The 14,549-nt window shown below is 38.0% G+C and carries 13 protein-coding genes; 4 read left to right on the plus strand and 9 right to left on the minus strand.

Annotated features, from left to right (window positions below; genetic code table 11):
- Window positions 1-251 precede the first annotated feature (251 nt).
- Together V6C17_RS15180 and nspC are read right to left on the minus strand one after the other, a co-directional pair.
- Entirely contained in the window at window positions 252-1,514 is a 1,263-nt protein-coding gene (locus V6C17_RS15180; protein ID WP_333523431.1) for a saccharopine dehydrogenase family protein, read from the minus strand.
- A 33-nt stretch (window positions 1,515-1,547) separates the two neighbouring features.
- The gene (gene nspC, locus V6C17_RS15185; protein ID WP_333523432.1) at window positions 1,548-2,651 is read right to left on the minus strand and encodes a carboxynorspermidine decarboxylase; all 1,104 of its coding nucleotides are present in this window, start codon (window positions 2,649-2,651) and stop codon (window positions 1,548-1,550) included.
- A gap of 471 nt (window positions 2,652-3,122) precedes the next feature.
- Here nspC and V6C17_RS15190 point away from each other — a divergent pair, with 471 nt between their 5' ends.
- Entirely contained in the window at window positions 3,123-3,797 is a 675-nt protein-coding gene (locus V6C17_RS15190; protein ID WP_333523433.1) for a uracil-DNA glycosylase, read from the plus strand.
- A gap of 52 nt (window positions 3,798-3,849) precedes the next feature.
- Here V6C17_RS15190 and V6C17_RS15195 read toward each other — a convergent pair whose 3' ends face one another.
- Entirely contained in the window at window positions 3,850-4,056 is a 207-nt protein-coding gene (locus V6C17_RS15195) for a DUF1450 domain-containing protein (RefSeq protein WP_333523434.1), read from the minus strand.
- A 118-nt stretch (window positions 4,057-4,174) separates the two neighbouring features.
- On the minus strand, window positions 4,175-4,522 hold the full coding sequence (locus V6C17_RS15200) for an ASCH domain-containing protein (RefSeq protein WP_333523435.1): 348 nt from the start codon (window positions 4,520-4,522) through the stop codon (window positions 4,175-4,177).
- A gap of 196 nt (window positions 4,523-4,718) precedes the next feature.
- Here V6C17_RS15200 and V6C17_RS15205 point away from each other — a divergent pair, with 196 nt between their 5' ends.
- A complete protein-coding gene (locus tag V6C17_RS15205) occupies window positions 4,719-5,483 on the plus strand; it encodes a MerR family transcriptional regulator (RefSeq protein WP_333523436.1) in 765 nt (254 codons plus the stop codon).
- A gap of 119 nt (window positions 5,484-5,602) precedes the next feature.
- Here the strand turns inward: V6C17_RS15205 and ric are convergent, their stop codons facing one another.
- Window positions 5,603-6,313 (minus strand): iron-sulfur cluster repair di-iron protein, encoded by a 711-nt coding sequence (ric, locus tag V6C17_RS15210; protein WP_333523543.1) that lies wholly within the window; start codon window positions 6,311-6,313, stop codon window positions 5,603-5,605.
- A gap of 164 nt (window positions 6,314-6,477) precedes the next feature.
- Between ric and V6C17_RS15215 the strand changes: the two genes are divergently transcribed.
- On the plus strand, window positions 6,478-7,725 hold the full coding sequence (locus tag V6C17_RS15215) for an NAD(P)-dependent malic enzyme (protein ID WP_333523437.1): 1,248 nt from the start codon (window positions 6,478-6,480) through the stop codon (window positions 7,723-7,725).
- Between the two features lie 315 nt (window positions 7,726-8,040).
- Window positions 8,041-8,391, plus strand: a complete 351-nt coding sequence (locus V6C17_RS15220; RefSeq protein WP_333523438.1) for a CGGC domain-containing protein — start codon at window positions 8,041-8,043, stop codon at window positions 8,389-8,391.
- A gap of 144 nt (window positions 8,392-8,535) precedes the next feature.
- Here V6C17_RS15220 and V6C17_RS15225 read toward each other — a convergent pair whose 3' ends face one another.
- The 4 genes from V6C17_RS15225 to glmM all read right to left on the minus strand — a co-directional run bounded on the left by V6C17_RS15225 (window position 8,536) and on the right by glmM (window position 14,527).
- Window positions 8,536-8,727 carry a YwbE family protein gene (locus V6C17_RS15225; RefSeq protein ID WP_333523439.1) on the minus strand — a complete coding sequence of 64 codons (192 nt, stop codon included), beginning with the start codon at window positions 8,725-8,727 and terminating at the stop codon, window positions 8,536-8,538.
- Window positions 8,728-8,772: 45 nt separating this feature from the next.
- Window positions 8,773-10,332 (minus strand): DUF4127 family protein, encoded by a 1,560-nt coding sequence (locus V6C17_RS15230; RefSeq protein ID WP_333523440.1) that lies wholly within the window; start codon window positions 10,330-10,332, stop codon window positions 8,773-8,775.
- A gap of 542 nt (window positions 10,333-10,874) precedes the next feature.
- Window positions 10,875-12,704, minus strand: a complete 1,830-nt coding sequence (glmS, locus tag V6C17_RS15235; protein WP_333523441.1) for a glutamine--fructose-6-phosphate transaminase (isomerizing) — start codon at window positions 12,702-12,704, stop codon at window positions 10,875-10,877.
- Window positions 12,705-13,183: 479 nt separating this feature from the next.
- On the minus strand, window positions 13,184-14,527 hold the full coding sequence (gene glmM / locus V6C17_RS15240) for a phosphoglucosamine mutase (protein WP_333523442.1): 1,344 nt from the start codon (window positions 14,525-14,527) through the stop codon (window positions 13,184-13,186).
- Between the last annotated feature and the right edge of the window lie 22 nt (window positions 14,528-14,549).

Raw genomic sequence — 14,549 nt, forward strand, 5'->3', positions numbered from 1 at the left:
ATTTAGACGGTTACCAAGCATGTACTCAGAAAGATAATTGAGTAATTACAATGCTTCTATTATATGCTGTATGATGTTTAAAATTCTACCCTGCATTGCAATGAAATAAATAAAACACGGCTTGTGCCGATCTGTGCAAAGTTAGAGATCGGTACTCACCCCTTATGCAAGTATGAAAGTCTGTATTTCGTTTTCGTACAAAAATAAACAACCTCTGTGGATATGATATTATCCACAAAGGTTGTTTGACATTAATCGATCGATTCTAAGGATTCGATGTGCGGAGGATTAAAAGGTATTGGATGCTCCGCTACTTCTGTCGGTAAGCCAATTTTATCCAATAGATCGATAAACGGCTTAGGATCTAGTTCTTCGACATTTACCATATGTTTAACATCCCAGTCACCGCGTGCAACTAAAATTGCAGCCGCTACTGCTGGTACTCCCGCTGTGTAACTGATAGCTTGAGCTTCAACTTCTTTATAACACTCTGCATGATCACAGTTGTTATAAATAAAGATAGCTCTGTCTTTTCCGTCTTTAGTGCCGCGAATATAATTGCCAATGCATGTTTTGCCGGTATAGCCAGGAGCCAAAGATGATGGATCTGGTAAAACTGCTTTCAGCATTTTAATCGGAGCTATTTCTATACCTTCGGCAACCTTAACCGGTTTCTCCGAAAGCATACCAATGTTTTTCAGGACAGAAAATACATTCAAATAGTGATCGCCAAAGCCCATCCAGAAACGAATAGAGTTAGCATCAATATTTTTTGATAGAGAGTGAAGTTCATCATGCCCAGTAAGATAAACCGGGCAGGTTCCTACCACAGGGAAATCATAATCCATTCTGATAGAATGAACCTTTTGTAATACCCATTTGCGATCTATCCATGTCCAAACCTTTTTGAATTCACGGAAATTGATCTCTGGATCAAAATTTGTCGCAAAATACTTGCCATGACTTCCTGCATTAACATCAAGAATGTCAATAGTATCAATTTTATCGAAATACTCTTTTTGAGCCAAAGCGCACCAGGCATTTACAACGCCGGGATCAAAGCCAATCCCTAAAATTGCTGTAATACCTTTTTCTTCGCAGCGGTCTTTACGTTTCCACTCATAATTGGCATACCATGGAGGATTTTCACAAACTTTATCCGGTTCCTCATGAATAGCTGTATCCATATATACAACACCGGCTTCGATACAAGCCTCTAAAACTGACATGTTTACATAGGACTGTCCCACGTTTATAACGATCTCAGACTTAGTATCTTTGATTAATTCAACCATAGCAGGAATATCCAGAGCATCAATCTGACGGGAATATATTTTCTTCGAAGTGTCCTTCATATTATTTTTTCGAAGTACGCTTTCAATAATATCGTCACATTTTTTCTGCGTACGAGAGGCAATGCAGATGTCACCAAGAACATCATTATGCATCGCGCACTTATGGGCAACTACGTGTGCCACCCCACCAGCACCAATTATTAACACATTCTTTCGCATTATAATTCCTCCTCTTGCTTGTCTAAAAAATAATTATGATAAACTTTTTAAAAAATCTTCATAACTAAATTCTCGAATAACCTCTAAAGTACCATCCAGCCTGCGAACGGCAATAGCAGGCATCTGCAATCCATTAAACCAGTTTTTCTTAACCATAGTATAACCAGCTGTATCAGCAAATCTTATTTCACTGCCAATTTCCAGCTTGTCCTTAAAGTTAAATGTTCCAAACACATCTCCAGCTAAGCAGGATCTTCCAGCTACCATATATTTATGCTCTCCTGCATCACTGTCATTAACTTTAGCTGATAGTCTATATATTAGAAGGTCTAGCATATGTCCTTCAACAGAAGCATCAACAATTGCAATATCCATCTCATTGTGAACCAAGTCAACTACGCTGGTCACTAATTCACCAGCCCCAGTAATAGAGCTTTCTCCTGGTTCTAGGTAAACTTGTACATTAAACTTAGCTGAAAAATCGGCTAGTTTCTGGCTAAACTTTTCAACTGGGTAACCCTCTTTGGTAAAATATAGTCCACCGCCTAAACTAACCCAATCTACTTGTTTGAGCATCTCGCCATAGCCTTCACTTAAAAGATCAAGCTGCTGGGAGAACTTCTCAAAATCGTCGTTTTCACAATTATAGTGGAACATTAAGCCGTCTAGAAGATGAAGCCTTTTAGCTATTTCATCTTTATCCACTACACCCAATCGTGAATATTTGCGAGCAGGATCAGCTAAATCAAAACCGGAGTTACTAATGCCTGGGTTTGCCCTTAGTCCAATCTTTTTACCTTTTACAACATCATAATATTTCTCTAATTGGGATACTGAATTAAAAATTACTTTATCGGCGAACTCGGCAACAGCTTTTATATCCTCTTTTGAATATCCAACACAATATGCATGTGTTTCTTTACCGAATTTTTCAAAGCCCAGCCTAGCTTCATAAAGCGAGCTGGATGTTGTTCCGTCCATGTATTGTTGCATCAAGTCAAATACACACCAAGTTGAAAAACACTTTAATGCTAATACTGACTTTGCCCCTGAAAGCTGTCGCACTTTCTGTATGATCTCTAGATTGCGCAGCAATTTTTTCTCATCAATAAGATAATACGGAGTGGCAATTTTCATTTTTAACGCTCCTATCTATAAAGAAAACACGCTTGTGACAAACCTTATGCATCCATAGCCGCGATTTCCTTTATTAATGTAAGAAAGTTTATACATTACGTATAATAAGTCCACTTTATCTTCTTTGTAATCGGGTGATACATCTATAGTATTATACACCTGCTATAAATGAATTTCTTTGATATTTATTGTGTTTTGCTAACTTATGTTTTTCTACGAAACTAATAATAGCAAAAACAAGCGCATTTGTCGATAATTCTTTAAAAACAATCAAAATTTCGATTTAAATGTCGCTTTCCGCTCAAATAGTTTGCTTTACTAATTCAGAAAGTAGTAAAGACGGAATTTTCCACAAATATTACTAAACGCTCCTAAATATAAATTACTAGAAAAAGGCGGGCGAATATACTATATTTATATCAACCTCAATAACGAGGTAAAATATGCTATAATTTAAATCGGTGATGAAAAATGACTATTTTTAAAAATGACTGGCACAATCTTTTAAAAGATGAGTTACAAAAAGACTATTATTTAAACTTAAGACAATTTTTAATTAACGAATATAAGACAAAAACGGTTTATCCTGATATGTATGATATTTTTAACGCTCTTCATTATACTGCATATACAGATATCAAAGTAGTAATATTAGGACAAGACCCCTACCATGGGCCTAATCAAGCTCATGGTCTTAGCTTTTCAGTAAAACCTGGAGTTGCTACACCACCATCGTTACTTAATATTTATAAAGAGCTCCGAGATGATTTAAATTGCTATATTCCTAATAACGGCTATTTGATCAAATGGGCTAACCAAGGTGTACTTTTGCTCAATACAGTCCTTACCGTAGTAGCTGGGCAGCCTACCTCACATAAAAAAATTGGCTGGGAATACTTTACCGACAAAGTAATCAGCTTGCTGAATGAAAGAACTGATCCCCTTATATTCATTTTATGGGGAAGTCATGCTCAATCAAAAACAAGCCTTATTACAAATAAAAATCACCATATTATTAAGTCTCCTCATCCCAGTCCGCTTTCCGCGAGCAGAGGCTTTTTCAAAAGCAAACCTTTTTCAAAGACAAATAATATCCTTGTCTCTCTGGGGAAAAATACTATAGATTGGCAAATTGACAATATATAAGTTTATACTGGGGTGCTCTGATTTTTGGTATCAGAAACCCCAGTATAAATCACTAATCTTTATTAATATGCTGCTTAATTGCTTCTAGAAATTCTTCTTCTGTATCTTTTATAACTAACTCGTCATTTATATAGCCAAAACTTTTATTTTCGTGCTGACCACATTCACCAATACAGTCTACTTCTATATCATTTTCATTTAATATAGCTGTGATTTTTTCAAGATCAACGTTTGAACAAGTTGGACATACTCTAATCATAACTCTTCCTCCTAAAATACATATTTAAATTTAGTATTCTCGTCGCTTAACTCGTTATGCGTTTTTCAGACAAACTATCTGTTAGTACAAAAAGGGCACCTATCTAGGTGCCCTTTTGCTAATCTACTATTTCGGAAAAGTGAATCACGGAAACAGTATCTTCAATATATATTTTTCTTTCATATATTTTTTCAAATAGGGTAACTAATTCATCAATAGTTTTAACATCTGGATTTTGATGCCGCAGCTCTTCCTTTGTTATCTCAGAAAAAGGCTTTATCAGCACTCTGTCAATGATTGCTTTATATAATTTTTTCTTCGGGCCATATTTGTTGCCGAAAGTAATCCATACAATCGAATTCTCCGGATATATATCCCTTTTATCTCCCAAACGAATTGTCGTAGTTTTCTCACGAGTCAGTAAGATTTTTTCGTTATGTGCTGAAATAAAGTTTAATGCAAACACTATACTCACTCCTTCGTTGAAGTCTTACTATAATTATAGTGCATTAATACCATTCCAGCAATTACCGATTATTCTAAAATTATTCTTAGTATTGTAAATAACCATTATAAATATTTCAACATGACACCGAGTTATATAACAGCCTATTGACATTAACGTTACGTAAAAGTGTATATTAGCTTCAGGAGGTGAGCAAATGGAATATACAGTTCAAAAACTTGGACAGCTTGCTGGCGTGAGCGGCAGGACGCTACGGTATTATGATGAGCTAGGAATATTAAAGCCAGCCCGCATTAATTCTTCAGGTTATCGTATTTACGGTGCGAAGGAAGTAGATAAACTTCAACAGATTCTTTTTTACCGCGAGCTAGGCTTAAGTTTGGAGATCATCAAGGAGATTTTGGACTCGCCCACCTTTAATGAAACTGTTGCTCTAAAAGAGCACCGCGAAAAACTAATAGAAAAGAGAATTCAATTAGATATGTTACTTGCTAATGTAGAAAAAACAATTGCTGCAAAAGAGGAGGGAATTTATATGAATGACAAAGAAAAGTTCGAAGGATTTAAGCAAAAATTGATCGATGAAAACGAAATTAAATACGGTAAAGAAATACGCAGAAAATATGGACACGAAACTGTTAATAAATCAAACGAAAAACTAAAGAATATGACTCCAGAAGAGTATGAAAGAATTAAAATACTTGCTAACGATGTTATAGAAACGCTGCATAAAGCCTATCTTACTGGTGATCCTGCTTCAGACTTAGCTCAAAAGGCAGCTGATCTGCATCGTCAGTGGCTTACTTTCTATTGGGATAGTTATACAAAAGAAGCTCACGCGGGTGTTGCTCAAATGTATGTTGAAGACGAAAGATTTAAAGCTTACTATGATAAGAAACAACCCGGAACAGCCGAATTTTTAAGAGATGCAATTCTTGTTTATATCGAAAAGAATAAATAGTTTAAAATTTAGAATTACTCGCATAATGAGAATAGACAAGCAGGCCGTCACCAAACGGGGTTGCTTGTCTATTCTTATTACACCTTGCTATCTAGTTACTCTATAATAACATACGACTTTTATAAAGTTTCGATATGTTTTCTTAATCTTGGATGCAATATATTGTTTTCTAAATGAATGTGCTGGAAAATATCTGATTCAAGTTCCTCTAGCTTTTTATATGTTAGTTGATAAGAAGCACACACATCGCTAGGTGGGACAAAGTTTTTCGTAATAGCTCTTAGTTCCTTTAATACTCCACCTGCAGTCTCGTGCTCATCTTCTAAATTATCAAGTATTTTTTTAATTTTAGCCAAGTCCTGGATACTACCTGAAATTTCATATTGCTTTATAACAGGATAAAGTTCGACTTCTTCGGTTATTAGATGCTGTTCAAGTTCAGTCCTTAGGGCATTGAATAGCTTGTGGATACGATACAGTTCCTGGTGTTTATCACCGTGAACTCGCAGGATTTTCAAAGCCAACTCGCCTATTGCTGGTAAGTTCTCGTAGAGATACTTATGATGCGTTTCCACTATATGATCTACTAAACTGGTAAGTGATTGCTTAGACCAATCGGTATCAGTGTAATTACGTGATGCTTTAAATTCAGCATAGGCCGAATTTAATTGTTCTAATATCTCTGCCTCATTTAAGTTTTGCTCGACAAAAGCCTTTTCTAAGGGTCTATCACCACCACAGCAAAAATCAATTTGATATTTTTTTAATATTTCAGCCGCTTTGGGAAATTGAACAACAACAGAACCAATCTTATCATTTTTTGTAAACATATTCTTCACCTGACCCTCTTCTTTTTTATATTTTAATTAACCGTTTTATTCTTATACTTGTATTCTAGCTGATATTTTCTAATAAGACTGTGATACTCATCACTAAACATAATTCTAACAAAACAAGTAAATGTTATAAGTAAGGTTATTAAAATATACTGGAGGTGTTCAGTACGGATATAAAGCAAGAATCATTAAATTACCATAGCAAAAATAAAGGTAAACTTGAAATTGCAATTAAAGTTCCTTTGAATAATAGCAATGATTTGGGCCTTGCTTATACACCTGGAGTAGCCGAACCGTGCAAAGAAATAAAGGAAAATAAACTTTTGTCTTTTGAATATACGTGTCGAAGCAATTTGATTGCCGTGGTTAGTGACGGCTCTCGTGTTCTTGGTCTAGGGGATATTGGTCCAGAGGCTGCAATGCCGGTTATGGAAGGCAAAGCAATTTTATTTAAGGCTTTTGCGGATGTAGACGCAGTGCCAATCTGTATTAATACTAAAGAACCAAATGAGATTATCGAGACCATAAAACGATTAGAACCTACTTTTGGTGGTATTAATTTAGAGGATTTTTCATCACCTAAATGCTATGATATTGAAGATAAATTAATCGAAATCTTAGATATACCAGTCTTTCATGATGACCAGCATGGGACAGCTATTGCAGCCTTAGCTGCACTTATTGGTGCTTTGCGTTTTGTAAAAAAAGAGTTACGTAAAGCTAGAATTGTAGTTAATGGCGCTGGAGCTGCTGGGACTGCGATTGGAAGAATTTTAGTTTCCGCTGGCTGTGAAAATGTCATTATGCTAACAAGTAAAGGTATTTTACATCAAGATAGTCCTAACCTTGATAGAATTAAGCAGTATCTAGCAAGCGTAACTAATAAGAACGGTTTAACAGGTAACCTTGTGGAAGCTGCTAATGGGGCCGACGTACTTTTTGGTGTATCTAAGCCAAATCTCTTCACACCTGAAATGATAAAATCAATGGCAAAGGATCCTATTGTATTTGCAATGGCAAATCCAGTACCGGAGATTAGCTATCATGATGCCATTAATGCCGGAGCACGAGTGGCCGGAACGGGACGATCTGATGCGCCTAATCAAGTCAATAATGCATCAGTATTTCCGGGATTATTCCGTGGAGCGCTTGATGTGCGGGCAAGTGTTATTAATGAAGAAATGAAACTAGCAGCTGCGTTTGCAATAACATCACTAATTACCGATTCCGAACTGCGCGAAGATTACATTGTTCCTAATGCCATGGATCAGAGGCTGGCCCCAAGTGTTGCCGCAGCAGTGGCAAAAGCGGCAATTGATACCGGAGTTGCAAGGGTTATCGTCGATCCTGAGCTTGTCAAGAAACGTTGTTTAGAACGAACTGAAGGTAGAAATTTCTTAAACTAAATACAATAACCTTCTGAAATATAGAAGAATTAAAAATACCCCTTATCTGATGATTTTCAGTATAAGGGATATTTTTGTGTTACTAGAAGAGCTTTCAAGCCAATAGTTCTCTTCTCTATACACTTAAAAGACTGCCATGTTTCATTGATGCAATAAGCCTTATATCTGTAATATAAATCACAGACATATTTTTTAATATGCTTTATAGTAATTACAAGTAAGTTCATGGTAATGATGATTAAACCATGATATATTATGCGAACTGGTATACAAGACATATATTAACAAAATATACTAAATAATCTGAGGTGAGTTATGAAAATTGCTATTATAGTTAGGGAAGAAACAATGCAGCGCTGTACATGCAAAGGATGTCTTAATGCATTTTTTCAGAAAAAGGATGCTTTCTCGAGATATGAAGACGATCTAACACTCGTAACTTTTACACATGATGGCGGAGATATTGATCGTAAAATTGAAATGATGATTAAAAACGGCGTGGATGCTGTGCATCTATCTTCATGTATGCGAGGAAAATCAGCTAATTATGAGCCTTTGGCAAAACAGCTAAGCGAATACTTCGATGTAGTTGGATATACCCATGGGCCAGAGGAAGGCAAAGAACCAAAAACATTAATCATTAATAAAGCCGATAAAATGTTCTAGATTATCGTCGAATGTAAAAAGGAATTTAACCTTAGTGCTATGGACACTGCGTTATTCTAAAAAGATATTCTTTACAAAAATACAAAGCCACAAATAAAAAGTAAAACAGCACATGATTTTTATGTGCTGTTTTACTTTTTATTTCTATAGAACTTCTTGAACCCTGCCAATAATCCCATTATCAAGCCGAACCTTGATACCTCTGTGATGAACTGCACTACTTGTTAGAATGTCTTTTACAATTCCTTCTGTAAGCTGCCCTGTTCGCTGATGCTGTTTCTGTACAATTTTGACTTTTACTCCAGGTCGTATATTCTTACGTTCTGTTCCGTTCATTGTTTTCCTCTACTTTCTAGCTTCCTTTTGCGCGACCTATGTATCTCAGCGTGCAATATTTACTCTGACTTCAAACATTCGGTTCCATGGAAATTCCACTGTAAGCTGTTCCGGTGGAAACCAGAGATGTTCGGCAACAAACTGCCTTGCTTTCTTTTCAGCTTCCACGGTTAGAACAGACCTTAGTTCGTTTAAATATACCAGGCTTCCCTTATTTGGATAAAGTATCTCTTTTTCTAGAGCCTGCCGGATATTAGCTTGGTAAGCCCAGTCATCCAGATAACGCACTGCTAATAAACGCTTACGTTCTTGCTCATCTGTGTGTTTGGCTAGCATTCCTTGACCAATTGTAAAGCCTATGGTATTGCCGGCAGTATTCCAGCCGGAATAAGAGTTCATTCTATCTAGTAAATTAAGACGTGATAATTCGGTAATCAACGCATTATCAGAACCATTTGCAAAAGAGATATCAGCCAAAGATACCGATTGCCCTGCTTCAACGCTTAATTTAATATCATCGACAAACTGTCTTAAAGTTGGAGTTAGCTTTGTTGTATTATTTGGAGATGCTGCTTCAAAAGTTTTCCCCGTAAATGAAGTATTTATATAAAGAAGCAAATCAGGCTTCCGGGGGTTATTCAATACAACGCCTCCAGCTGCTGTTACATGTCCAACAATTGACTTACCGACTTTTTGATCCTCGTAGCTTGGGATACTGTTTTCACCCGCTCCTGGTGCATATTGCACCTTTACAATAGGAATATAATAATTTAGATCATTATAGGCCCTAGCCAGCATAACCATTGCTAATTGATCGGCACCTGGAAAAGTTTGAAACCTAGCCTTTGGCAAGTCAACTGCCAAAGCACTAATTTCGCGACCTTCCTTGTGACTCTGAGAATATGGCGCAGTATCATCCCGCCCTAACAGAAAAAACCGAAATATCTCCTGTCTATTCAGATCAAGTAACCCAGCATTAATGGCAAAATTCTTTTGGCGGCGTTGTTGCCAATCCGCTAATGCGTCTGGAGGGATGGTCCCCAAGTTATAGTCAATTAACTTTTTTTCTTGTTTTGTTAACCCTTCAATCTCTGCTTTATCTCTTAACGCTGTTAGCTGAAAAATATTCCAACCATATTGCTCATAATAAGCAGGTTCAACCCCGCCGGCACTGCCTTGCGGCGTTCGCAAAATAGTCGAATACACATAAATTGGTATAGCAGGATTAGCTTCGTGCAATTCTTTAAAGCGGTTCAAACGCTTTTGTAAAATTACTTCACCAAAGTCATGAGTGCGTGAATCTACCAATCCACCATATATAAGTGAATCACCCGATAAGACTAAAGCATCAGCCTTATAAGCATTTTCCTTAACCCATTGCCACAGCTTCTCCGGATCACCTTTTTTATCACGACTAGCGATAATATCCATTGGCGGAACCAACACTGATATTTTAGCCGCTTCAGCCGTATCAACTATATTTTCTAAGCTCACCGGCCTGTCATCTTGCGGAACATACAAAATAGTTGCAGCCTGAACTGGTAAAATTGTAAATAAACATGCCATTACTAGAATAAAAGTAAAAAGCATTTTGTTAATATTCATTGCTACTGATACCCCCATATTAGCGTGCGCAAGGACAATATTGTAACTGTATGTTTGGTACATATTGGCATTTGCGTTATTCATATTGAGCTATTAGTAAAAGCATTCTATGTAAATAGTTCATATTCCTCCAAAACTTGCTATAGTGTTTCATTCGTAATATTGTTACAAAATAATACCAATTTTCAGCTAGCTCCCATAGAAGCATAAAAAAAGAAGTAAGCATCTTAATCGGCGCAATAATAGGAGCACGGTTTTGGGCTGAAGGTGACGCTAAGCTTCGTATCGTCGCCGCTATAGTTACTTTAGCCGGGCTAACATGTCTGGCACTTGGCTGATTTTGAGCTATTTTAAGCTCCGCTCAAAAATCAAAGAATACGTTGGTTAGACTGCAGACGCCTACCATATCTAAAAAAATCTTGAACTTGCCGATCCAATACAGAAAGTCCCTACCGCTCAGCAGCGGTAGGGACTATTAACCTTATTAAATCCATTTGTAACTTGATTTTGCAAAACACATCTAATAAGATGGTGGTTTTAGATTACTCTACAGTTACGCTCTTAGCGAGGTTACGCGGCTTATCAACATCGCAGCCGCGGGTTACTGCAGCGTAGTATGACAATAGCTGAAGTGGAATTACAGCCAAAATTGGTGCTAAAATTTTATCAGTGTGAGGTATAAAGATGGTGTGATCTACATATTTATCGATTTGGGTATCGCCTTTTAGGGCAACGCCGATAACTACAGCATCACGTGCTTTAACCTCTTTGATATTGCTTAGAGTTTTTTCGTATACATCGTTCTGAGTAGCAAGCGCTATCACTGGTACACCTTCAATAATAAGAGCTAGTGTGCCATGCTTTAGTTCGCCTGCTGCATATGCTTCAGCATGAATATAGGAAATCTCTTTAAGCTTGAGTGATCCTTCAAGCGCTACCGCATAGTCAAGTGAACGTCCAATAAAGAATACGTCTTCATTAAAGCCGTATTTTTGAGCAAATGTTTTAATCGGCTCAACATCTTCTAATAATTCATGAATTTGGCTTGGCACATTGCGCAATCCTTGAATAAGCTCTTTAATACGTTCTGGTGCAACAGTTTCCTTAATACCAGCCATATAGGCAGCAAGCAAGAACATTGTAACAAGCTGAGTTGTATAAGCCTTGGTAGACGCAACAGCAATTTCAGGGCCCGCCCAGGTATAGATAACCTGATCTGCCTCACGAGCTATAGATGAACCGACAACGTTTGTCACAGCTAACGTTCTAGCACCAAGACGTTTTGCTTCTTTTAGAGCAGCAAGTGTATCGCTGGTTTCACCTGATTGGCTTACAACGATTGTCAAAGTGTTTTCATCAACTAATGGGGAACGGTAGCGGAATTCAGAAGCTATGTCTACCTCAACTGGAATGCGGGCTAACTTTTCGATATAGTATTTACCTACAACACCAGCATGATAAGCTGTACCGCAAGCTACGATAAAGATCTTTTTAATTGCGGCAAGATCGTGTTTATTCCATTTCAATTCGTCGAGAATTACTGCACTATCATCTTTTGCAAGACGGGCAGACATTGTCTCTCTAACTGCTTTCGGCTGCTCGTAGATTTCTTTAATCATAAAGTGCTCGTAGCCGCCTTTTTCCGCAGCTTCGGCATCCCAATGAACTTCAAAAACCTTCTTAGTTACAGGTACACCTTGGCGGTTCATTACCCACACTGAATCTTTAGTAACTATCGCCATTTCGCCATCACTTAAGATATAGGTCTTACGAGTGCGGCTGATAATAGCAGGTATGTCTGACGCAATGAAGTTCTCGCCTTCGCCAAGACCGATTACCAGTGGATTATCTTGTTTAGTACAAATAATTTTATCTGGTTCATATTCGGACATGAACACGAGGGCATAAGATCCTTCAATAACATTTAAAACTTTCTTAACAGTTGATTCAAGATCACCGTCATAATAGTCCTCAACAAGATGCGCCACTACTTCAGTGTCGGTTTCGGATGTGAAAACATGCCCTTTAGCAATAAGCTGCTCTTTAAGATGCAAGTAGTTTTCAATTATGCCGTTGTGAACAACTACAAACTTGCCGCTGCAGTCTGTGTGAGGATGGGAATTTACATCAGATGGTCTTCCGTGGGTAGCCCACCGAGTATGACCTATACCAATATGACCTTGCGGACTTTTTCCTTCGACCTTTTTCTCTAAATTGCCGAGACGTCCTACGCTTTTTTCAACATTTATTCTATTACCATCAAATACTGCAATACCGGCTGAATCATAGCCGCGGTATTCCAGTTTGGTTAAGCCTTCGATTAGAAAAGGAGCCGCTTCATTGGGCCCAATATAACCAACAATACCACACATTGGGTAATCCTCCAAAAAGTAAGATTTGTTTCTGCTTAAGCCGCTTTGTTCCGAAAGTCGCCTTTCGGGTTTGTCGGCTGTTTTACGACCACAGTGGCCGAGAGGCATCCGCTGACAGTTTCGATAAACCTCTTCCTCGTCAACTTGCAAATTAGAAGCAAGTACCAGCGCTTTAATTATTTTTGGTAAAAATTCATATATCTATCCATATCTCACCGCCCTTCTTTAGTTTTATCCGAGGACTAACCCGCTCTAATACTCCCATACTCTATAAAGGGAGTAAAGCGGCTAAGTCCCTGGATAAATTCGACTATAAATTCAGATGGAGTACAAACTCCACATGAATTAAGTCTCATTTGATACATATATACGCAAAGGAGCACATTTGTGCTCCTTTACTCTAATATTTTAATACAATAATCATATTTGGTCAACTTATGTTTATTGTGCAGCTAACAAGGAAAGTACCTTATTTTTTACTATCCTTGCTGCTGTTTAATTGTGTCGGCAATGCCATGAACAATCTTTTCTAACTGAGGTAAAGTTGGACCTTCGGCCATCACGCGAATAAGCTGTTCTGTTCCAGAAGGCCGCACAAGAATACGCCCGCTGTCCCCTAGCTCATCTTCCCCAGCTTTAATAGCCTCACTTATGACGTTATTATCTTGCCAACCATCTTTAGTCATAACCCGGACATTTACCAATAGCTGCGGAAAACGTGTCATTAATGCTGCAAGCTCTGAAAGTTTTTTGCCGCTTTTTCGGATTGAACAAACCAGTTTAAGAGCGGTAATAAGACCGTCACCGGTTGTACTGAACTCATTAAATATTATATGGCCCGATTGTTCGCCGCCGAGTGAATAGCCGTTTTCTCGCATGTTTTCTAGCACATAACGATCACCCACTGGAGTGATTTCGACCTTACCGCCCGCTTTCTTGATCGCTTGATGCAAACCAATATTACTCATGACTGTAGCTACTAAAGTATTATCTTTCAGCTTATTCTGCTTCATTAGTTCAAGCGCACATATTACCATAATCTGATCGCCATCAACAAGCGCCCCTGTCTCATCAACTGCTAAACAGCGGTCAGCATCTCCATCGTGAGCTATTCCTAAGTCGGCTTTATGTTCAAGAACAGCTTTTTGCAGGGCCTCCATATGAGTAGAGCCACAATTCTTATTAATGTTAATGCCATTTGGGCTGTCATTTATGATTATAACGTCAGCTCCCAAACGTTTAAAAACTGCAGGCGCTACCTCGAATGCCGCTCCATTAGAGCAATCGACTACGATTTTTAATCCAGCAAAGTCGCCTTCAACAGCAGTTATCGCATAGTCGATATACTCATTAATTAAATCATGGCGACATTCGATAGTTCCCACACCGTCAGCCGTAGGGCGTGATAGCTCATCATTACTTGATAAGACTAAGTCTTCAAGTTTATCCTCTACAGCATCAGGAAGCTTGTAGCCTGTTCCAGCAAAGAATTTAATGCCATTATCCGGAAATGGATTGTGCGAAGCTGAAATAACTACTCCAGCCTGAGCATTTAGTTTACGTGTTAGATAAGCTACTGCTGGGGTTGGAACTACACCAGCTAAAATAGCCTTTCCACCAGCTGAGCAAATTCCGGCTGCTAAGGCCGCCTCAAGCATCTGCCCAGAAATACGAGTATCTCTTCCAATTACAACAATAGGCTGACAATGTGATTCCTCTCCAAAGAAAGCAGTTGCTGCTCTACCTAAACGAAAAGCCAATTCTGGCGTTAACTCTTTATTTGCTAAACCTCTTACTCCATCTGTCCCAAAAAGTCTACCCATACTATTAAGTAATCTCCCTTCT

The organism is Dendrosporobacter sp. 1207_IL3150 (assembly GCF_036763085.1).
Lineage (GTDB): Bacteria > Bacillota > Negativicutes > DSM-1736 > Dendrosporobacteraceae > JBAIYU01.